Raw genomic sequence first — 18,829 nt, forward strand, 5'->3', positions numbered from 1 at the left:
CGGGGCCGTGCCGGAGGCTCTGCCCGCCCGCCGAGGGGGAGATCAGTGGCCCGCCGGGCCCATCACGACGACCGGGTGCTGTGCCGGGTCCAGCGTGCGCAGCAACTCCTGCATCACCTCGGGTTTGAGGCTGATGCAGCCCTGCGTCGGCCCGTTGTGGTCGACGTGCAGCCAGACGCCGCCGCCCTTCGCGGCACCCTGCGGGCGCCGCTGGTCCAGGGGCGAGGAGCCCTTGACCCGGTTGTAGTCGATGGCGATGACGTAGTCGAAGGCGCCGCCCAGCGGCTCCCCTTCGACGCCGGTGCCGTGCGCGACGAAGCTGCTGTTGTGGTCGTACGGCAGCTTGGTGCCCTCCGGCGGCGCCAGCTTGCCGCCCGCGTCGCTGAGCGTGAACACGCCCTCGGGCGAGCGCAGGTCGCCGTAGTGGTGGTCCTCGGTCCAGCCGCGGGAGGCGTTGTGCGCCACCCAGCGGGTGCCGGGCCGCCAGTCGTCCGAGTGCTCGGCGCGGGTGTAGAGCACGACGGAGGAGTCGTGCGCGTCCGGGCCCTGGCCCGTGACGACCAGGACCTGCCGGGACTCGGCCGGGATCTGCTTGCGGGTGGCGTCGCTCAGGACCGGGATCGTGCGCGGGGCCGGTGCGGTGGTGCCGCCGGTGACGTGGTGCGCGGGGGTGTCCGGCGCGGAGGGGGCCGGGCGGGCCTGGTCGGCGCGGTGGCCGTCGTGGTCGTCGCCGGAGGCGGGCCAGGCCCACAGTGCGGTGCCCACGAGGGTGGTCAGGGCGAGACCGCTCACGGCCTTGCCGCGACGGGTCATCCTTATTCGCGTACCGCCCGGCTGGGCGTGGCGGGCAGCCATGTCGTGGCGTCTCCTCGCCCGTCGGCTCTGGCCGGTGGGCTGTCGCAGGTATAAATCGGGCAATCTGCACCCTACACCGTTCGGGGAAATGCTCCGTACCGGTCCTGGTGCTGTTCATGCGTCAGGAGAGGTCAATGGCCGAAATGGGCGGGTCCTTTGGCCGGAACCGGTCAGTTGCCCAGCGCCTGCCCCTGCCGCGCGGTCAGCGTCACCCCCACCGCGACCGTCGACGCCGCCACCAGCCCGGTCAGCAGCACCGCCCCATGACCCGCGAACGTGCAGGCCAGGACCAGTACGGAGGACACCGGCAGGACCAGTTGCTGGGCCGGACCGCGCTTCTGGTGGCGGGAATGGATCAGCCACACGGTGAACATGAACAGCGCACCGGGAAGGGTCACGCACGCCGACGCCGCGAACTGCGAGAGGTGCGCCTTGCCGACCGACTCCTCCACCGCCACCTCGATCCCCGCGCCGATCGCCGCCGCCGAACCGAAGACCAGGTAGTGCCCGTAACCCCAGAGGAACGCCTGGCGGTTGGAGGAGAGGTGCAGGTGGATCGGGACCGCGAAGTAGATCCAGTACGCCGCGAAGATCAGCAGCAGGCCGCCCGCCGCGATGGGCAGCAGATTCCCCAGTTCCTCCTGCTCGTCCACCGCGGACTGCACCGCCACCGTCGCGGCGGAGACCGTCTCACCGAGCATGATGATGACGAACAGGCCGTACCGCTCCGCGATGTGGTGCGGGTGCCACGCCGTCTGGTGGTCGCGCTCGGCCACCGTGGGCACGGCCAGCTCCGCGACCGCCAGCGCGAGGAACACCCACGGCCGTACGTCCTCCGGCGACAGCAGGACGGCCAGCCAGCCGGCCTGGCACAGCGTCACCCCGGCGGCATAGCGCAGCGCGGTGGTCCGCTCGGGCCCGGTGCTGCCGTGCGCGGCCCGCAGCCACTGCGCCACCAGCGCGAGCCGCATCACCAGATAGCCGAACCAGACCACCGCGAAGTCACCGTCGAACGCGCGCGGCACCCCCGCCGCCAGGATCAGCACGCCCGCGATCTGTACGAGCGTCACCACCCGGTACAGCGTGTCGTCGGTGTCGTACGCGGACGAGAACCACGAGAAGTTGACCCAGGCCCACCAGATGGCGAAGAAGAGCATCAGGTAGCCGGGGACGCCGTGCCCCGGATGCCCCTCGGCGAGAGCGTGTACGAGCTGCCGCCCGGCCTGGGCGACGGCCACGACGAAGCACAGGTCGAAGAAGAGCTCCAGCGGGGTGGCCGCGCGGTGCGCCTCGGAGCGGCCGCGGGCTGTCATTCGGGCCATCATGGTGATCAGTACAGTCCGTGCGGCCGGGAGGCGCCATGAGACGCGCGGGAACCCCTGCCGGTCGGAGGACGGGCAGGGCCCCCGGCGCGGTACGCGCGCGGGGTCAGCGCACGGTGATCCGCACCGTTCTGGTCTCGGAGTACGCGCGGCTCTCCGCCGAATCCGGGGTGCCGGTGCTGCCGTTCGCACAGCGGTAGCAGCCGAACAGCTCGACCACGGCGGTGCCCGCCCGGTCGGCCGAGAAGGTGTACCAGTCCGTGCGGTCGCCCGCCGCGTCGCCTTCGACGTGCGGCACGTCGCTCAGCAGTGGGGCGGGCCCCGAGGCGCTGCGGCTGACGACCCGCCAGGTGATGCCCGGTACGTTCGAGTAGGCGTTCGGCAGTGAGAAGCGTTCCCCGCGCCGGACGGTCACCTCGCCGCCGGAACCGCTCGTGAAACCGGTGCCCAGCGAGCGCCCCCGATCGAGGCCGCCGCCCGTCGCGCTCGGGGCCGCGCTCGGTGCGGTGGCCGGTCCGGTGCCCACGGTGACCTGGTACGTCATGGTGCGCTCGCGGTCCGCCGAGGTCAGCACGATCCGTGCGGTGCCGGGCTTGACGGCGTGGAAGGCGGCCCGTACGCCGTCTTTCGCACCGGAGCGCGAGGCGGCGCCCGGAGCCGTGCCCGATGTGGCGCCCGGAGCCGTGCCCGGGGCGGCGCCCGGAGCCGTGCCTGAGGCGGCGGTCCCGGTTCGGTGCCGTACCGCCGCGCCTTCGATCTTCGGCTCGTCCACCCGCCAGCCGCTGCCACCCGCCCGCAGCACGATGTCGAAGTCCGTACCGGCCCGCACCCGCAGGCTCGTCGCCTGGGACGGGAACGCCCAGGCCGCACCCGGCACCCCGCCCGGCGTGGTGGGCGACGGCGAGGCGGTCGGCGCCTTGACGCAGCAGTCCGACTTGCCGCCGCACGCGCCCGTCGTCAGGGCGACGAGCGCGACGCCGGCCGTGGCCAGGGCGACGGCGCGCGGCCGGGGAGCGGGTTTCCGGGGCCCCGGCCTCAGGGACACGGGCTTCCGGAACGCAGGCGTCCAGGGTCGGGGAAAGCGCGTCATCAGGCGGCTCACTTCGGTACGTGCACGGCGTACGCGTCCGGCAGGTCGTTGTCGGACGCCTTCTGCATCCGGCCGTTGACGAAGTCGTCCTCGCTGACCCAGGTCGTGGTCCCCCACGGGTTGTAGACCTGGAGCATGTCACCCTCCTGGCCGACGATCATCATGGCGTGGCCGCTGCGGTCGCCGTCCTGGTAGCCCTCGACGCCGATGGGTACGGGCTTGCCCTCGGCCACCGCCTTCTCGATGTCCGGCAGTGCGTCCCGGCGGGCGTCCGCGCTGCCGGTCTCGCGCAGTTCGTACGCGCCGCCCGTGTGCGGGCTGATCTCCTTGTTGACGACCTCGGTCTTGCCGTCGTTGTCCATACCGCTGGGCGCCCCGGTGCCGAACCAGCCCTCGTGGCCGCCGTCGCCCTCCTCGTGCACCCGGTGCTGCTCGTCCACCAGGCGCTCGCGGAACGCCTTGGGGTCGTTCTCCTGGCCCGACTCGCCGCCGGTGAGGCCCAGGGCGTAGACCGGGTCGACCATGGCCCGCGCGGTGACGGTCGAGGAGGCCACACAGGTGCCCTCCTGGCCGTCGCCGCCCTGGGCCCACGCCTGGCCGTTGAAGGCCGCGGTGTCCTTGTTGACGTTCGACCCGTCGTCGTTGAGCCCCTCGTCGTTCTTGCTGTCGCCCTGGGTGACGACCGGCGTGAGGTGGGTGGCCAGCCACGCCTCGTCGTCGCCGTGCGGGTGGATCTTGTCGCGGAAGCCGCGTACGGAGTCGAGGCCGTTGCCGGCGGCGAGCGCCTTCATCAGGTAGGCGCGCTCCTCGGGCGACTTGGACTCGGCGAGCATCCGCTCGAACTCGGCCCGGTCCGCGGCGTTCATCTTGTTCAGGTACTGGCTGGACCGCTGGAGATCGTTGCTGGTGAGGATCTCGTTCTGCTCGCGGGCCGGGTCGTTCTCGTCGACGGTGGAGGTGTCGGCGAGCATCAGCTTGTCCGCGGCGGTCAGCCCCTGGGCGGTCACCTTGCCCGAACGTGCCTCCGCGGCGTACTTGTTCAGCTCGCGCGCCGCCGCCCGCCCCGCGTCGTCGGCGGTCACGGCCGCCCGGTGCAGGTCGGCGACGCCGGTCTGCGCCAGGCTCTTCGCCCGGTTCTTGGCGTCCTCCTCGCCGTCGTCCTCCCACATGTCGTCGAAGAGCCCGTCCTCGCCGCCGAGCAGGCTCAGCGCCTCCTCCAGGCTGGGGCGGCCCCGGCGGTCGGTGTCCTGGGCGGACCGTACGGCGTCCGCGAGCCGGATCAGCTCGCCGCCGGCCCTGCTGAACGCCTCCGCCATCTGCTGCGCCGCCCGGTCCGCCGCGGCCACCACGTCCGCCGCCTTGACCGCGGTCGTGCCGGTCCAGGCGTCCGGCAGGGTCTCCTGGGCGACCTTCTGGATACGGGGCTGCACCTCGTGGCTACAGGTGTCGGCCGCGGAACGGTAGCTCTTGCCGGCGCTCTCGATCGAGCCGGGGTCGCCGAACGGCGCCTGCACGGCGAGCGCCTTCTTGATCTCGGATATCAGGTCGTTCTTGCTGTCGGCACCGTCGATGCCCTTGACCCGCTCGGCGAGTTCGGCCCGCCGTGCCGTCGTGGATTCGCCCGCCATGTGGGCCGCCTTTCCCCCGTGGTGCTGCTGTGGTGGCTGTGTTGGTGATGGTGCTGTGGTGCGCTGGTGCCGGTGTGCCGGTGTGCCGGTGGTGCTGAATGGGTGCTTACGGTGCCGGTGAGGTGCCCGCGGTCAGCCGCAGTTCCATCAGCGCGGCCACCGCCTCGAACCAGCGGGCGAGCGTCTCGTCGTCGTCCACGCCCCCGGCGACTCCCGCCGCGGCGGCGAGCCAGGCGCCCGCCGTACGGGCCGGTGCCTCGCCCGGCAGCGGCAGGTCGAGTGCGGCGGCGTACGCGGCGCCGCCCGCGCGGACGACCCGGGCGAGGTAGGCCACGGAGCGGGGCAGCACACCGAGCCGGCCGAGCGTCACGGCGGCGGCGATCGCCCCGTCGCCGAAGAGGGCGCGGCGGGCGTGGCCTTCGGCGGGCAGGCCGAAGCGGAGCATGGACGGGACGTCGAGCCGCAGCAGTTGGTCGTCGGTCTTCGGAGGGAATGCGGTCATGGCTGGCTTGGCCTGTTCTGGTGGCGTGGTGTTACGTGCCTGGCCTGGCCGGGTACGGCCTGGCGGGGCTGGGTACGGCCTTCGGTCCGGTCCGGTCCGGATCGGTCCGGACCGGTGTGGCAGTGGCAGTGGCGGGTGCGGCCGCCGGTCAGCCGAAGGGGGTGCTGCCCGCGCCGGAGGGCGTCGGTGCGGCCGCGGCCGCGTGGCGGAGGCCGGAGACGGCGGAGTGGTCCGCGGCGCCGTAGTTGTTCGTCGTGGTGCGGAGTTTCTTCGCGATCTCACCGAGCGCGTCGTGCAGAACGCCGGCTTCGCGCTGCCAGGCGCCGGCGAAGTTGTCGAAGGCGGGAGCCGCGTCCTCGCCGCCGAACGATTCCGGCCTGCTGCACGACTGCTGCGGGACGGATTTCTGTACGGAGGCGAGTTGTCCGGCGGCGGAATCCAGTTCCGACGCGCTGCTCTCCGTACCGGATTTCTTGATCGCGTAACCCGACCCGCTGGCCATGCCTGAGTACCGTCCCCCGTGCGTCTGAGCATCTGTGCGCCCGTGCGTGCTCTTCCCGCACCGAGCGACCTGACGCGCCGTGCGGAATTCCCGGATGCGGACGAAATGCGTACCGCACGCCGATTCCGTGCGCCGCGGATTTCGTCGTTCGTACGGATTCCGCTGTTCACCAGGTCACTTCGGTGCCGGAGGAGCATAACCGATTCCTTCCGGGCGCCGGCCGGACAAAGAGCGATACGGCGGCCGTTCGGCCCGATAGGCCGTGCAATAAGCCGTTCCAGGTGCTTCGGTCCCGGGAATTCCCGCAATGGGGTTTCCGTGCGGGGTGGGGGCAGGCGGGAGAAGGTGGCGCTGCCGGGAACTTTGTGCCGCACAACGCACGTTGTTCGTACAGGCTTTGCACAGGAAAGGAGGGGGCGCGCAGCGGTCTGCCGTACGCCGGTTGCCGCCGGTCGCTGTCGGCTGCCACCGGTTTTCGCCGGTGAGTCGGCAGGGGTGGGGCCGGGCGGTGCTTTCCGGCCCGCCGCGGCCGGTCCGGGCCTCGTCCGCGCGTCCGTTACATGATCAAATGCTACGTATGAGCGATAGCGCGCGTGACACCGTACTGGCCCCGCTCGACGCCCGCATGGCGGACCTCGAATCCCTCTACGAAGACCTCCACCGACACCCCGAACTCGGCTTCCAGGAGACCCGTACGGCAGCCGAGGCGGCCCGCCGCCTGGCCTCGAACGGCTACGAGGTCGTCACCGGCATCGGCCGGACGGGCGTGGCGGGCGTGCTGCGCAACGGCCCCGGCCCGGTCGTCCTGCTGCGGGCGGACATGGACGCCCTGCCCGTCACCGAGCGCAGCGGTCTGCCGTACGCCTCCGCCGTCCCCGGCGTCATGCACGCCTGCGGCCACGACGTGCACGTCACATGCCTGGCGGGCGCCGCCGACCTGCTCGCGGCGGGCCGGGAGCACTGGTCCGGCACCCTGGTCGTGCTCTTCCAGCCCGCCGAGGAGGTCGGTGACGGAGCACGGGCGATGATCGAGGACGGGCTGTTCGGAGCCGCGGCGGACGGTTCCGAGGCGGGGAACGGGGCGGCCGGCTCCGGGGTCGGTGCTGGTGCTGGTGCTGGTGCCGGTGCTGGAGCCGGGGCCGACGGGCAGGGGCGGGTGCCCACGCCCGACGTGGTGCTCGCCCAGCACGTCGCCCCGCTCGGCGCGGGCCTGATCTCGTACGCCCCCGGCGCCTGTATGGCCGCCTCGGACAGCCTGAAGATCACCTTTCACGGGACCGGCGGCCACGGCTCCCGGCCCGAGACCGCCGTCGACCCGATCGTGATGGCCGCCGCCTTCGTCCAGCGGCTGCAGTCCGTCGTCGCCCGCGAGGTCGCGCCCAAGGACCGCGCCGTCGTGACCGTGGGCTCCTTCCAGGCCGGGGACGCGCCCAACGTCATCCCCGACCAGGCGGTGGTGCAGCTCAGCGTCCGTACCTTCGACGAGGACGTGCGCAGCCGGGTGCTGGCGGCCATCGACCGCATCGCCAAGGCCGAGGCCGTCGCGTCCGGCGCGCCGCGCGAGCCGGAGACCGAGGTGCTGAACACCTTCCCGGTCACCCGCAACGACGACCGGACGCTGGAACAGGTCAACGCCGCCTTCACCGACCACTTCGGCGCCCAGCGGCTGTTCGGCTACGAACCGGCCGCCGGCAGCGAGGACGCCGGGCTGCTCGCCACGGCCGCCGGCGCGCCGCTCTACTACTGGTGGCTCGGCGGCTGGGACCCGGACGAGTTCCGCGCCGCGATGTCCTCCGGACGCCTCGCCCAGGACATCCCGTCCAACCACTCACCGCACTTCACCCCGGTCAAGCAGCCCACCCTGACCATGGGCGTCCAGGCGCTCACCGTCGCGGCCCTGAGCCACCTGGAGCCGGGCCGGTGATCTCCCGTACGCCCAGGCGTGGACAGGCCGACCCTGGACGGCCGACGCCACCGGTGCGACATCACGCGTCGTCGGGTTCGTGTGCCTGGGTCAGGGAGCCACGATGCGGTCGACCGCGGCGTACACCAGCTCTTCGCGCTCGGCCTCCGAGAACACGTCGGGCAGGGTGAGCTGTTCGACGATGAGCCAGTTGAAGGCCAGGTACAGCAGCCGGACGGCGGTCGCGTCGCCGGGCAGGCCGGAGGCCTGGTGGTAGGCCACGTTGGCGTCGACGTCGGCACGGACGCGTTCGGTCAGCACCGCGCGCAGTGCGGGGCGGCGGGTGGCTTCGAGGCGCAGTTCGAGCAGGGCCAGGTAGCCGGTGCGGAACGAGCTGACCCGGCCGACCAACTCGCGCATCAGCATCGCGTACGTCTCCCGGTCGGGCGTGGCCAGCCGCTGCCGCGCGATCGTCGCCTCGTCCGGCTGGAGGCGTTCGTAGACCCGGGCGCCCGCCTGGGTGAGCAGGTCGTCGCGGTTGGCGAAGTAGTTGGAGGCGGTGCCAGGGGGGACGGCGGCCGCGTTGTCCACCGCGCGGAAGGTCAGGCCGCGGGCGCCTTCCCCGGCCAGCACCTCGATCGCGGCGTCGACGAGAGCGGCCCTCCGCTCGTCGTTCCTGCGCACCATTGACACCACTCCGTTCGCAGTACTACGTTCTTACCACTTCACTTAGAGCACTATGGATGGAGTCGTCGGTATGCGCAAGCTGGTCTACTACGTGGCCGTCAGCCTGGACGGCCGTATCGCGGGCCCCGGCGGGGAGTTCGACTTCTATCCTGCGGGCGACGAGCAGCAGGCCGCCGCCTACAGCGCGTGGTGCAACGCCCGCTACCCGGAGTTCGTCCCCACCGCGATGCGCGCCGCCCTCGGGCTCGCCGACACGCCCAACCGGCGCTTCGACACCGTACTGATGGGGCTGGGCAGTTACCGTCCCGCGCTGGACGCGGGCATCACCAGCCCGTACGCACACCTGCGCCAGTACGTGGTGTCGAGCACGCTCGCGCCGGACATCGACCCCGCCGTGACCGTGGTCCGCGCGGACCCGCTCGCGCTCGTCCGGGACCTGAAAGGCGAGGCCGGGGAGCGGGCGGGGCAGGAGCGGGACATCTGGCTGTGCGGCGGCGGCCGGCTCGCGGGCGCGCTGCTGCCCGAGATCGACGAGCTGATCATCAAGAGCTACCCGGTGGTCGCCGGGGCCGGCATTCCGGTGTTCGACGGGGAGTTCGACCCCACCGTCTTCGACGTGACCGACCGGGACTCGTTCGACAACGGCGTCACGGTCACCCACTTCGCCAGGCGGTGACCGGGCCCGCCCCGCCCCGCCCTTGACCTTGCCCCTGGGGGAGGACCCAGCCTCAGGACCGCGGGGGTCGTCCCCGTACGAGGAGGGTGGACGGGGGCGTGAACAGGTGCGCGGAGACACGGGAGCGGAGCCGGGACCGGAAGCAGCGACCGGCCCGGACGAGGCGGGCGGCCGGGGAACCGGGCGGCTGCTGGGCATCGGGGCGTTCGCCAGGGCGGCGCGGCTCTCGCCGAAGGCGCTGCGGCTCTACGACGAACTGGGGCTGCTGCCGCCCGCCCACGTCGATCCCGCCAACGGCTACCGGCGCTACGTGCCCGCCCAGTTGGAGCGGGCACGGCTGGTCGCCTGGCTGCGCCGGCTCGGTATGCCGCTGGCCCGTATCCGGGACGTGTGCGAGCTGGCCGCGGGACCGGCCGCCGAGGCGGTGTCGGCGTACTGGGCGCAGACCGAGGCGGACATCGCCGCCCGCCGCGAACTGGCGGCCTTCCTCGTCGACCACCTCAAGAGGAGGGACGAGGCCATGAAGAACACGTCCACGGGTGCCGCGAGGCCCGGACGGACGCTACCGCTCGGCATCCGTTACGCGGCCCTCTCGGACACCGGGCTGGTCCGGGAGAGCAACCAGGACACCGTCTACGCGGGTGACCGGCTGCTGGCCGTGGCCGACGGCTTCGGCGGGGCCGGGGCGTCCGCCGGGGCCGCGGCCGTCGAGGCACTGCGCGGCCTGGAGCGCTTCGACGGCGGGGCGCTGCGCCCCGGCGACCTGCTCAACGTACTGGCGGACGCGGCCGGGCAGGCGAACCGTTCCGTGCGGGGCGTCGTGACGGCCGGGGCGCCGGACCACGCCGGCACCACGCTGACCGCCCTGCTCTGGACCGGCTCCCACCTGGCCCTCGTGCACGTGGGCGACTCGCGGGCATACCTGCTGCGCGGCGGCGAGCTGTTCCAGATCACGCACGACCACACCCATGTCCAGTCACTCGTCGAGGAGGGACGGCTGACGCCCGAGGAAGCCGAGTCGCATCCGCAGCGCGCCCTGCTGTTCCGGGCGCTGGACGGCAGTGACGGTGTCGAACCGGAGGTGGGGCTGCGGGAGGCGCGCCCCGGGGACCGCTATCTGCTCTGCTCGGACGGCCTGTCGGCGGTGGTTCCCTCCGACGCCGTACGGGAGGTGCTCGGCGCGGCCCCCGGCCCCGCCCGGGCGGTACGGGACCTGGTGGCCCTGGCGCACGACGCCGGGGCGCCGGACAACGTGAGTTGCGTGGTGGCCGATGTGGTCAGGGATGGGCCAGCGGGCGGGGGCGGGGTCGGGGGTCTGGACGAGGTCGCGGACGTGTCGGCGGACGTGTCGGCCTCCCCGTAGCGGCGAGGTGCGCGAGTATCGTCCGAGGACGTCTCCGATCCCGTATCTGCCGCTGGAGCCCCCGTGAACCAGCCCATCGCGCACGGTCCGGATGCGCACGGTCCGGTCGCACACGATCCGGAAGCGCACGGTCCGGATGTGCGTGATCCGGGCGCGCACGGAACCACCGCGCACGGTCCGGACGCGCACGAGCCGGCCGCCGGCGGGTCCGGGCCCGACGGGCAGTACCAGCGGCAGGCGCTGATCGAAGCCGCCCTGCGGATCATCGAGCGGGACGGTGCGGCCGGGATCACCCACCGCACCGTCGCCCACGAGGCGCAGCTTCCCACCACGGCCGCCACGTCCGCCTTCGAGAGCCCCGACGCGCTGCTCACCGCCGCGCTGACCAGCGCCATGGAGCTGGAGACCGAACGGTTGCGGCAGCTCACCGCCGCGCCCGCCGCCGGGCCGGGCGCGGCGGGCGGTCGCGGCGACAAGCGACGGATGCTGGCCCGCCTGACGGCCGGGGCGCCGGCGGACCGGGGGCTGCTGCTCGCCGAGTTCGAACTGAGCCTGCTGGCCGCCCGCCGCCCCGAACTGCGCGGCCACACCCGCCGCTGGTCCGAAGCGCTCGCCGACTTCGCCCGCCTCCACACGCAGGACCCGATGCGCGTGCGGCTCTTCACCCGCGCCTACGAGGGGCTGCGCCTCCAGGCCCTGCTGGCCGATGTGCCGCCTACCGCCGAGGAGTTCGAGGCGATGCTGTGGGAGCTGCTGCCGGACGAGGGGTAGGAGGGGTAGGAGGGGTAGGAGGCCGCTCAGGCCAGGCCCTTGAGCATCCCCTTGAAGTACAACTGCGGCAGCCCGTACCGCTTCAGGAACCACATGTCGGTGCGCTCCTTGGTCGTGTCGATGAACGGGATGGAGGGCGCCGGTTCCAGGTCGTAGTCGAACTCGGCGAGCAGCATCTTGTGGCGCGCGGTGACCAGGGGGCAGGACGTGTAACCGTCGTAGCGGGCGGTGGCGGGGCGCCCGCGCAGCCCGGCCCGCAGGTTGGCGACGACGACCGGGGCCTGCTTGCGGATCGCCGCGCCCGTCTTGGACGTCGGCAGGTTCGCCACGTCACCGACCGCGAACACCTCGGGAAAGTCGGGGTGCTGGAGCGTCTCCCGGTCGGCCTTGGCATAGCCGAAGGGCGAGGCCGGGTCGGCAAGCGGGCTGTCGGCCACCCACTGCGGCGCGCGCTGCGGCGGTACGGCGTGCAGCAGGTCGTAGTGGATCGTCTCCTTCGCGCCGGTCGCGTTGTCGACGATCTCCGCCTCCCGCGCGCCGCCGTCCACCTGCGTCAGCTCCGACTGGAGCCGCACCTCGATGCCGTACCGCTGTGCCGTCTCCCGCAGCGCCCGGTCGAAGACCGGCACCTTGAACATGGCGGGCTCGGGCAGCACCAGGATCGTACGGATACGGCCCAGCAGTCCCCGCTTGCGCCAGTAATCGGCGGCCAGGTACGCGATCTTCTGCGGGGCGCCGCCGCACTTCACCGGCCCGGACGGCATCGTGAACAGCGCCGTACCGCGCCGGGTGCGCCGGATGTAGTCCCAGGTCAGCGGGGCGAGGTCGGGGCGGTAGTTGCTGGAGACACCACCGTGGCCGAGGGCCTGCGCCAGACCCGGTATGCCGTCCCAGTCCAGGCTCAGCCCGGGAGCGAGCACCAGCCGGTCGTACGAGACCGTCCGCCCGGAGGCGGTACCCACCGTACGGGCGGACGGGTCGACCGAGACGGCGGACTCGCGCAGCCACCGCACACCGGGCGGCATGACCTCCGCCTCCGTACGCAGCGCGGCCCGCAGCGGCGCCTGGCCGCCGCCGACCAGCGTCCAGAGCGGCTGGTACCAGTGCGTCTCGGAAGGCTCCAGCACCGCGATGTCGCGCAGTCCGGCGCGGCGCAGCCGGGCGGCCACGGTGATGCCCGCGGTGCCGCCGCCGATGATGACGACCTGGTGGTGCGTCGGGGCGGAAGTCATGGTTCTCTCCTCCTGAGATCGAGCTGGGATGGAGCTGAGGTCGGGCTGGGATGGAGCTGAGGTCGGGCTGGGGTCGAGCTGAGGTCGAGGACCGGATTGATTCGGGGCCCGGGTCACAATCGGGGGATGCTGGTCACCGCCATCGATACGGCGAGCACCGTGACCAGTGACGCGAACGCCGTGGACAGGGCCTGCGGCCGCAACCGGGCGGCGAGCCGGTTGCCGAGCCCGCTGCCGAGCGCGGCGCAGGCGGCGAAGGAGGCCAGCAGCGGCCAGTCCAGGCCGCCCGCCCCGGCCCGGGTGGCGAACGCCGTACCGGAGTTGACGAGGATGACCAGGAGCGACGTACCGATGGCGACCGGCATCTCCAGGCCGAGGACGAGGGTCAGCGCCGGCACGACGACGAAGCCGCCGCCGACACCGAAGAAGCCGGTCAGCAGGCCGACGGCGGTGGCGGTGACACCGATGCGCAGGGCGGAGGCGAGGCGGGCGGCGGGGGGCTTCGGGGCGGCGGGCGCCGGGATGGCGGGCGCCGGGTCGGTCGGCGTCGTCCCGGGAGCGGCGCCGACCGCGCCGTGACCGGTGCTCACCGGGCCGTGGCCGGTACTCACCGCGTCGTGATCGGCGCGTGCCGCGTCGTGATCGGCGCGCGCCTTCTCCCGTTCCCGTTCGCGCCACGTCCGTACGAGCATCACCGCCGCCACCGCCAGCATCAGCCCGGCGAACGCCGTCATCAGGACGGTCGGATTCAGTGACGCGCTCCAGCGGGAGCCCAGAAACGTTCCCGCGGTGCCCAGCCCGCCGAACGCCGCCCCCGCCGCCCAGCGGACCCGGCCCGCACGGGCATGGCAGGCCATGCCGGACGCCGCGCCGATCCCGACGACGACCAGCGCACCCGCCGTGGCCTCGTGCGGGGTCTGGTGCAGCAGGTAGACCAGCGCCGGTACGGCGAGGATCGAGCCGCCACCGCCGAGCGCGCCCAGCAGCAGCCCGATGACCAGCCCGCAGGGCAGTGCCGCCCAGGCTAGGAGCGGCATCGCCGGTGGCAGGTCGTCGGCGGAACCGGCCGCGTCGCGGTGTGCGGAACCGGCCGCGTCGCGGTGTGCGGTGCGCGCCCGGCCGTCATGACGGACACGAGGCGCGGGGCGCCAGTTCGACCGCGTGGCTGTCGCTCGACCACTCGGCGACGAAGGCGAAGCGGTCGCCGCGTACGACGGTCTCGCGCCACTCCACCGGCCGCTCCCCGGAACGCCCCAGCCGCTCGATGGCGAACGCGGGCTCACGGTCGGCCAGCCCCAGCAGCCACGCCTGCCGGATGTCGGGCAGGAAAGGGTGGATGCGTTCCCGGCCGCCGGTGACCTTGATCCCGCAGCGCTGCTGCAACTCGCCGTAGAGCGAGGTGTGCCGGAAGTCGGCGTCGAGCAGCGGCTCGGCCACCTCGGCGGGCAGATACGTGGTGTCGTGGGCGAGCGGCTCGCCGTCCGCCAGCCGCAGCCGCTCCAGCACGACCAGCGGCGCGTCCGGGACGAGTCCGAGCTGGTCGGCGATCGGCCCGTCCGCCGTCCGCTCCAGCCGCAGCACTTCGCTGCGCTGCTCCACGCCCTGGCCCTCCAGCTCGCGGAAGAGGCTGTAGAGCGAGCCGAGCGGCTGCTGTATGCGCCGGGTGTTCAGGCGGCTGGCCCGGCCGCGTTCGGCGATCACCAGGCCGTCCGCGCGCAGTTTGCGCAGCGCCTCACGCACGGTGTGCCGGCTGACCTCGTACTCCCCGGTGAGCCGGTGCTCGGCCGGGAACTCCTCGGCGAACTCGTCCGCCTCCATACGGCGCCGCAGGTCTTCGGAGAGCTGGGCCCACAGGGGCAGCGGGGAGCGCCGGTCCAGGGGACGCGGGCCCGGCGGGTGTTCGGTCATGAGGGCGCCTCCGTGTGGTGCGAGCGGTACGGGTGGTTCGGTGGAGCGGGTGGAACGGGTGGAACGGGTGGAACGGGTGGGGCGGATGGTTCGGGTGGTGCGGCTTCCCGAATGCGGGTGGTTCGGATGGTGCGGTTCTCCGAATACGGTGGTGCGGGTGACCCGGTCACCGGGTACAGATGTACGGGCGGGCCGTGGTCAGGCTCAAGCGTGGTCCGGCTGGGGCGTTGTCTCCGGCGTCCTGGGGCGTCGTCTCCGGCGCCTCCGGCTGTCCTCCTCGGTACCCGCGCCGCACCGGCCGTCGCGCCGCCCGAACTTGTCGCCGCCGACGCCGCATGCCTAATGTACGTACATCCGTGCATCCGCACAACACACTCCCCGCGGGGCCCGCGACGGCGGACCCGCAGGACCACGGAGGTCGACCGTGCACTTCGCGCAGTACTACCTCGACTGCCTCTCCCAGGCGTCGTACCTGATCGGCGACGAGACCACCGGACGTGCCGTCCTCGTCGACCCACGCCGCGACATCGACGACTACCTGCGCGACGCGGAAGCGGCCGGACTGCGCATCGAACTGATCATCGAGACGCACTTCCACGCCGACTTCCTCTCCGGACACCTCGAACTGGCCCGCGCCACCGGCGCCACCATCGCCTTCGGTGAGGCCGCCGAGACCGGCTACCCGATACGGCGGCTGCGCGACGGTGAACGGATTCACCTGGGCGGCGGCGGAACGGGTGGCGAAGCGGACGGTGAACCGGGCGACGGATCGGGCGGCGGAACGAAGCCCTCCGGCGTGACCCTCACCGTCCTCGCCACCCCCGGCCACACCCCGGAGTCCATCTGCCTCGTCGTCCACGAACACCCGGAGGCGGCGGAGCCGTACGGCGTCCTGACCGGCGACACGCTCTTCGTCGGCGACGTCGGGCGCCCCGACCTGCTCGCCACGGCCGGGCTGACGCCGCAGGACATGGCGGGCCGCCTCTACCGTTCCCTGCACGGCAAACTGCTCACCCTCCCGGACGCCACCCGCGTCTTCCCCGCCCACGGCGCCGGCTCGGCGTGCGGCCGCAACCTCTCCACCGAGACCACCTCCACCATCGGCGACCAGCGCCGCCACAACTACGCCCTGCAACCCATGCCGGAGGCCGAGTTCATACGTCTGGTCACGGCCGGGCAGCCCGCCACCCCCGGCTACTTCGCGCACGACGCCGCCCTCAACCGCGACGGCCACCCGCTCCTGGACGCCGCGCCGCCCGTCGCGCTCACCCTCGACGAGGCGCTCGCCGCCTGCCGGGACGCCGGCGCGGTCCTCCTGGACAGCCGCCCGCTCACCGCCTACACCGCGGCGCATTTCACCGGCTCGCTGCACATCAGCCTGGACACCCGGTTCGCCGAGTACGCGGGCAGTGTGGTGGCGCCCGGCACGCCGATCGTCCTCGTCAGCGACCCCGGCACGGAAGCCGAGGCCCGCCTCCGCCTGGCCCGCATCGGTTACGACCACGTCCTCGGGCACGTCCCCGACCCGGCCGCCGAGCTCGCCCGCCACCCCGAGCTGGTGTCCCGCAGCCGCCGTCTGTCGCCCGGTGACGTCCCGTCCGAAGGCGTCCAGCTCATCGACGTCCGCAACCCCGCCGAGTACGAGACGGGCGCCCTGCCGGAAGCCCGCAATCTGCCCCTCGCGAGCCTCCCCACCGGCTGCGCGACGCTGGACCCCGAGCGTCCGGTCGTCCTCTACTGCCGCAGCGGCGGCCGCTCCGTGATCGCCGCCGCGCTGCTGGAGGCCCGCGGCTTCCGGGACGTACGGGACGTCATCGGGGGCTACGAGGCGGTCGCGACCACCTGCGGCTGACGCGCCGCAGGGCGCTCCGGTTCCGCAGCAGGAGGGCCAGGCAGGGGGCCGCGCATCCGGCCGAGGCGAGGCGCAGCGCGCCGCCCGGGTCGTTACCGGCGGGCGCGAGGCCCAGCCCGGCCGTTACCGTGATCGTGCACTCGGTCAGCCCGGACGCCTCGCCCGCCTGGGCCGGCCGGACCCTGGCCTGGGTGGCCGTCAGCGTCAGGGCCCCGGCCGCACCCAACGAAGCCACGGCCACGGTGGCCGCCACCAGGAGGACGGCCGCCGCCGATTCCGCACCGGCCTGCGCCGGCGCTGCCATCGCCGCTGCTGATGGTGCCGTCACTGAGACATCGCTGACGTCGCTGCCAAGGCGGCAGCGGCGAGACCGAGGCAGGTGGCCGTCACAGGTTCGGTGACGGACGTGGGCACCGGCCCGGCCACCCGCCCGGCCGCCGCCATCGCGGCCGCCGGTACGAGGAAGGCCGTCCCCGCACCCGGTACGGACAGCCCCTGCACCTCCTGGAGCACGAACGGGACCACGAAGAGCAGCACCACGGTCGCCGCGTTCGCCACCGCACCGGCCGAAGTGAGCGCGGCGCAGGGCGCGTTACGGAAGAGGGCGCGGTCGATCAGCGGCGCGCGCGACCGGCGCTCGGCCCGTACGAACAACGCACCGAGCCCCAACGCGCCCGCCACCCACCCGCACGCCTGCCACCACACCCCCGCGCTCTCAACAGCCATCACCAGACACACCGGCGCCCCGGCCCCCACAACCACCGAGCCCCACTGGCCCTACCGGCCCTACCGGCCCCACCGGCGGCCCCGGACGCCCGCGCCTCCGGCCAGGCAGACCGCCCCTCCCCGTGCTTGCTCGCCTCCGGCCCGATGGACCACCACCCCGCCCCGGATCCCCACTGCCTGCCGGGGCCCCGCCGCCCTCCGAAACTCCACCGCCCGCCGAGCGCACAGCATCGCCGCCGCACACAACGGCACATTCACCCAGAACACGGCCCGCCAGGACAGCTCCTGGGCCAGCACTCCACCCACGAATGGCCCGCACGCGGTGGCCAGGCCGGCCAGCCCCAGGGCCTGTCCCGTCGCGACGCGCGCCCGCCCCGGTGGGAAGGAACGTGTCAGCAGGGCCAGCCCCACCGGCATGACCAGCGCACCTCCCACCCCTTGCAGCGCCCGGAACACCACCGGCGACGGCAACGAGGGCACCACCGCGCACCCTGCCGACGTTCCCCCGAACAACGTGAGCCCGAACAGTGCGGGTCGGCGCGGCGCGGTACGTACGGACGAGGAAGGTGAAAGGCGGGGGATTGGGTGTGCCGGAGACGGGGCAGAGACGTGGAGGTGCCGCACGGGCACCTACGGTTTCGCACGAGTACGCCGCCCGAGGGGCACGAGAAGCGACGCCTTCCGGGGCGTCGCGAAAACGGCTGCTGCGGGGCACGGGACGTGCCGTACAGCGGACGTTCAGCAATTGTTGATCGCTGATCTTCAAGCTGGTCCACATGTTGCGCCGTGTGATCTCCGAGCATGAGGAAACGACCCGGGAAACGCAAGAGCCCCCGGCGTCCCCGTCCCCGATGGCCCTCACCTGGCACGGTGAGCCGGGACGTCACGAGGAGCTGACCCACACCATGCTCATGGGCCAGGCCAAGCGGGCGGCCGCTGCGCTGGCCCGGCTCGGCGTGCGGGCCGGCGACCCGGTGGCGGTCCACCTGCCGCTGGTACCGGAGTCGGTCGTCGCCACACTCGCCTGCGGTCGGCTCGACGCCGTCCGTACGACGCTGCCGGTCTTCCTGACCGTCCCGGAACTCGCCGAGGCGGCACGCGAATCCGGCGCCAAGGTGATCATCACCGCGGACGCCGCCTTCTGGGACGGCGCGGTACGCCCGGTCAAGCCCGTACTGGACCGCGCCCTGCGCCGCGACGGCGCATGGGTACGGTCCGTCCTGGTCGTGAACCGCACCAGCCGCCCGGTCTCCTGGACAGCGGGCCGCGACCACTGGTGGCACGAGGCCCTCGCCACCCGCTGACGCCCGTCCCGGCCGGGCCCGCTACACCGAGGGCTGCCGCCCCGCCGGCACCCGCGTGTACCCGGCCCGCTCGTCGCTCCGGTCGTCCTCGTCGCTCTCGCCGAACGTCGTGGCCGAGTGCCCACCCGCCTCCGCCACGCGCCGCTGGAGCGCGAGCCGCCCTTCGGCATCGTGCGCGAACCGGTTCCAGTGGTGCACGAGACTGAACGCGCGCCGGACCACCACCTGGCGCCCCAACGCACCGACCAGCGCCCCCAACTCGGGCCGCTCACCCCCCAACGCCGCATCCCCGAAATCCACCCACCACCCGGCAACCTCCCACCCCTGCCGCTCGGCATAGGCGCGACACCCGGCCAAGCGCATCTCCAACATCGCATGCGAACGCGTGGCACAACGGTCGTAGACAAAGGCGAGCGGGGGTGTGGTGGCACCGGTCATACCTGGCTCCTGTCGGTTCACGGTGCGGCACCGTCTCCGTCCCGGTCCGGGAACGTGCGGGTGCCGCGTC

20 protein-coding genes are annotated in these 18,829 nt (G+C 73.1%); 6 read left to right on the forward strand and 14 right to left on the reverse strand.

Annotation, left to right across the window (positions count from 1 at the left end; translation table 11 throughout):
- Positions 1 to 42: 42 nt before the first annotated feature.
- From AB0A97_RS16170 to AB0A97_RS16195, 6 genes are all read right to left on the reverse strand, one after another.
- Positions 43 to 813 (reverse strand): L,D-transpeptidase family protein, encoded by a 771-nt coding sequence (locus AB0A97_RS16170; RefSeq protein WP_361149614.1) that lies wholly within the window; start codon positions 811 to 813, stop codon positions 43 to 45.
- Positions 814 to 1,025: 212 nt separating this feature from the next.
- Positions 1,026 to 2,180, reverse strand: coding sequence for a low temperature requirement protein A (locus AB0A97_RS16175; protein WP_361149615.1), 1,155 nt, complete (start codon positions 2,178 to 2,180; stop codon positions 1,026 to 1,028).
- 103 nt (positions 2,181 to 2,283) lie between these two features.
- Positions 2,284 to 3,222 carry a hypothetical protein gene (locus AB0A97_RS16180; RefSeq protein ID WP_361149618.1) on the reverse strand — a complete coding sequence of 313 codons (939 nt, stop codon included), beginning with the start codon at positions 3,220 to 3,222 and terminating at the stop codon, positions 2,284 to 2,286.
- A gap of 53 nt (positions 3,223 to 3,275) precedes the next feature.
- Positions 3,276 to 4,895 carry a peptidoglycan-binding protein gene (locus AB0A97_RS16185; RefSeq protein ID WP_361149620.1) on the reverse strand — a complete coding sequence of 540 codons (1,620 nt, stop codon included), beginning with the start codon at positions 4,893 to 4,895 and terminating at the stop codon, positions 3,276 to 3,278.
- A gap of 106 nt (positions 4,896 to 5,001) precedes the next feature.
- A complete protein-coding gene (locus AB0A97_RS16190; protein WP_361149622.1) occupies positions 5,002 to 5,397 on the reverse strand; it encodes a hypothetical protein in 396 nt (131 codons plus the stop codon).
- A gap of 148 nt (positions 5,398 to 5,545) precedes the next feature.
- Positions 5,546 to 5,899 carry a WXG100 family type VII secretion target gene (locus tag AB0A97_RS16195; RefSeq protein WP_361149624.1) on the reverse strand — a complete coding sequence of 118 codons (354 nt, stop codon included), beginning with the start codon at positions 5,897 to 5,899 and terminating at the stop codon, positions 5,546 to 5,548.
- 577 nt (positions 5,900 to 6,476) lie between these two features.
- Here AB0A97_RS16195 and AB0A97_RS16200 point away from each other — a divergent pair.
- Positions 6,477 to 7,823 carry a M20/M25/M40 family metallo-hydrolase gene (locus tag AB0A97_RS16200; RefSeq protein ID WP_361149627.1) on the forward strand — a complete coding sequence of 449 codons (1,347 nt, stop codon included), beginning with the start codon at positions 6,477 to 6,479 and terminating at the stop codon, positions 7,821 to 7,823.
- A 90-nt stretch (positions 7,824 to 7,913) separates the two neighbouring features.
- Here the strand turns inward: AB0A97_RS16200 and AB0A97_RS16205 are convergent, their stop codons facing one another.
- A complete protein-coding gene (locus AB0A97_RS16205; RefSeq protein ID WP_361149629.1) occupies positions 7,914 to 8,489 on the reverse strand; it encodes a TetR family transcriptional regulator in 576 nt (191 codons plus the stop codon).
- A 70-nt stretch (positions 8,490 to 8,559) separates the two neighbouring features.
- On the opposite strand from AB0A97_RS16205, the gene AB0A97_RS16210 reads away from it, so the two are divergent.
- The 3 genes from AB0A97_RS16210 to AB0A97_RS16220 all read left to right on the forward strand — a co-directional run bounded on the left by AB0A97_RS16210 (position 8,560) and on the right by AB0A97_RS16220 (position 11,299).
- Positions 8,560 to 9,165, forward strand: coding sequence for a dihydrofolate reductase family protein (locus AB0A97_RS16210; protein WP_361149631.1), 606 nt, complete (start codon positions 8,560 to 8,562; stop codon positions 9,163 to 9,165).
- A gap of 187 nt (positions 9,166 to 9,352) precedes the next feature.
- Positions 9,353 to 10,528 (forward strand): MerR family transcriptional regulator, encoded by a 1,176-nt coding sequence (locus AB0A97_RS16215; protein WP_361150181.1) that lies wholly within the window; start codon positions 9,353 to 9,355, stop codon positions 10,526 to 10,528.
- Positions 10,529 to 10,591: 63 nt separating this feature from the next.
- Complete coding sequence (locus AB0A97_RS16220) at positions 10,592 to 11,299, forward strand: TetR family transcriptional regulator (RefSeq protein ID WP_361149634.1); 708 nt, start codon at positions 10,592 to 10,594, stop codon at positions 11,297 to 11,299.
- A 26-nt stretch (positions 11,300 to 11,325) separates the two neighbouring features.
- Here the strand turns inward: AB0A97_RS16220 and AB0A97_RS16225 are convergent, their stop codons facing one another.
- The 3 genes from AB0A97_RS16225 to AB0A97_RS16235 all read right to left on the reverse strand — a co-directional run bounded on the left by AB0A97_RS16225 (position 11,326) and on the right by AB0A97_RS16235 (position 14,439).
- Entirely contained in the window at positions 11,326 to 12,531 is a 1,206-nt protein-coding gene (locus AB0A97_RS16225; protein ID WP_361149636.1) for an FAD/NAD(P)-binding oxidoreductase, read from the reverse strand.
- A 113-nt stretch (positions 12,532 to 12,644) separates the two neighbouring features.
- On the reverse strand, positions 12,645 to 13,568 hold the full coding sequence (locus tag AB0A97_RS16230) for a sulfite exporter TauE/SafE family protein (RefSeq protein ID WP_361149639.1): 924 nt from the start codon (positions 13,566 to 13,568) through the stop codon (positions 12,645 to 12,647).
- 85 nt (positions 13,569 to 13,653) lie between these two features.
- Positions 13,654 to 14,439 carry a GntR family transcriptional regulator gene (locus tag AB0A97_RS16235; protein WP_361149641.1) on the reverse strand — a complete coding sequence of 262 codons (786 nt, stop codon included), beginning with the start codon at positions 14,437 to 14,439 and terminating at the stop codon, positions 13,654 to 13,656.
- Between the two features lie 424 nt (positions 14,440 to 14,863).
- Between AB0A97_RS16235 and AB0A97_RS16240 the strand changes: the two genes are divergently transcribed.
- The gene (locus tag AB0A97_RS16240) at positions 14,864 to 16,291 is read left to right on the forward strand and encodes a rhodanese-like domain-containing protein (RefSeq protein ID WP_361149643.1); all 1,428 of its coding nucleotides are present in this window, start codon (positions 14,864 to 14,866) and stop codon (positions 16,289 to 16,291) included.
- Here the strand turns inward: AB0A97_RS16240 and AB0A97_RS16245 are convergent.
- Genes AB0A97_RS16245 through AB0A97_RS16255 form a run of 3 tightly spaced genes read right to left on the reverse strand, consistent with a single transcriptional unit; the run spans position 16,251 to position 17,647 of the window.
- The gene (locus tag AB0A97_RS16245) at positions 16,251 to 16,595 is read right to left on the reverse strand and encodes a hypothetical protein (RefSeq protein WP_361149645.1); all 345 of its coding nucleotides are present in this window, start codon (positions 16,593 to 16,595) and stop codon (positions 16,251 to 16,253) included. The genes AB0A97_RS16240 and AB0A97_RS16245 overlap by 41 nt on opposite strands.
- A 20-nt stretch (positions 16,596 to 16,615) precedes the next feature.
- A complete protein-coding gene (locus AB0A97_RS16250) occupies positions 16,616 to 17,017 on the reverse strand; it encodes a hypothetical protein (protein WP_361149647.1) in 402 nt (133 codons plus the stop codon).
- A gap of 60 nt (positions 17,018 to 17,077) precedes the next feature.
- A complete protein-coding gene (locus tag AB0A97_RS16255; RefSeq protein WP_361149650.1) occupies positions 17,078 to 17,647 on the reverse strand; it encodes an MFS transporter in 570 nt (189 codons plus the stop codon).
- Between the two features lie 158 nt (positions 17,648 to 17,805).
- On the opposite strand from AB0A97_RS16255, the gene AB0A97_RS16260 reads away from it, so the two are divergent.
- Positions 17,806 to 18,321 (forward strand): AMP-binding protein, encoded by a 516-nt coding sequence (locus AB0A97_RS16260; protein WP_361149652.1) that lies wholly within the window; start codon positions 17,806 to 17,808, stop codon positions 18,319 to 18,321.
- 21 nt (positions 18,322 to 18,342) lie between these two features.
- Here AB0A97_RS16260 and AB0A97_RS16265 read toward each other — a convergent pair whose 3' ends face one another.
- On the reverse strand, positions 18,343 to 18,759 hold the full coding sequence (locus AB0A97_RS16265) for a hypothetical protein (RefSeq protein WP_361149654.1): 417 nt from the start codon (positions 18,757 to 18,759) through the stop codon (positions 18,343 to 18,345).
- Between the last annotated feature and the right edge of the window lie 70 nt (positions 18,760 to 18,829).

Origin of the sequence: Streptomyces sp. NPDC045470 (assembly GCF_040646595.1) — a bacterium.
Taxonomy (GTDB): Bacteria; Actinomycetota; Actinomycetes; order Streptomycetales; family Streptomycetaceae; genus Streptomyces.

Excerpts from the sequence above, each read along its gene's own strand:
- AB0A97_RS16170 (WP_361149614.1), bottom strand. The coding sequence starts at position 813 with ATGACCCGTCGCGGCAAGGCCGTGAGCGGTCTCGCCCTGACCACCCTC.
- AB0A97_RS16175 (WP_361149615.1), bottom strand. The coding sequence starts at position 2,180 with ATGATGGCCCGAATGACAGCCCGCGGCCGCTCCGAGGCGCACCGCGCG.
- AB0A97_RS16185 (WP_361149620.1), bottom strand. The coding sequence starts at position 4,895 with ATGGCGGGCGAATCCACGACGGCACGGCGGGCCGAACTCGCCGAGCGG.
- AB0A97_RS16190 (WP_361149622.1), bottom strand. The coding sequence starts at position 5,397 with ATGACCGCATTCCCTCCGAAGACCGACGACCAACTGCTGCGGCTCGAC.
- AB0A97_RS16195 (WP_361149624.1), bottom strand. The coding sequence starts at position 5,899 with ATGGCCAGCGGGTCGGGTTACGCGATCAAGAAATCCGGTACGGAGAGC.
- AB0A97_RS16200 (WP_361149627.1), top strand. The coding sequence starts at position 6,477 with ATGAGCGATAGCGCGCGTGACACCGTACTGGCCCCGCTCGACGCCCGC.
- AB0A97_RS16205 (WP_361149629.1), bottom strand. The coding sequence starts at position 8,489 with ATGGTGCGCAGGAACGACGAGCGGAGGGCCGCTCTCGTCGACGCCGCG.
- AB0A97_RS16210 (WP_361149631.1), top strand. The coding sequence starts at position 8,560 with ATGCGCAAGCTGGTCTACTACGTGGCCGTCAGCCTGGACGGCCGTATC.
- AB0A97_RS16225 (WP_361149636.1), bottom strand. The coding sequence starts at position 12,531 with ATGACTTCCGCCCCGACGCACCACCAGGTCGTCATCATCGGCGGCGGC.
- AB0A97_RS16230 (WP_361149639.1), bottom strand. The coding sequence starts at position 13,568 with ATGCCGCTCCTAGCCTGGGCGGCACTGCCCTGCGGGCTGGTCATCGGG.
- AB0A97_RS16235 (WP_361149641.1), bottom strand. The coding sequence starts at position 14,439 with ATGACCGAACACCCGCCGGGCCCGCGTCCCCTGGACCGGCGCTCCCCG.
- AB0A97_RS16245 (WP_361149645.1), bottom strand. The coding sequence starts at position 16,595 with ATGGCAGCGCCGGCGCAGGCCGGTGCGGAATCGGCGGCGGCCGTCCTC.
- AB0A97_RS16250 (WP_361149647.1), bottom strand. The coding sequence starts at position 17,017 with ATGGCTGTTGAGAGCGCGGGGGTGTGGTGGCAGGCGTGCGGGTGGGTG.
- AB0A97_RS16265 (WP_361149654.1), bottom strand. The coding sequence starts at position 18,759 with ATGACCGGTGCCACCACACCCCCGCTCGCCTTTGTCTACGACCGTTGT.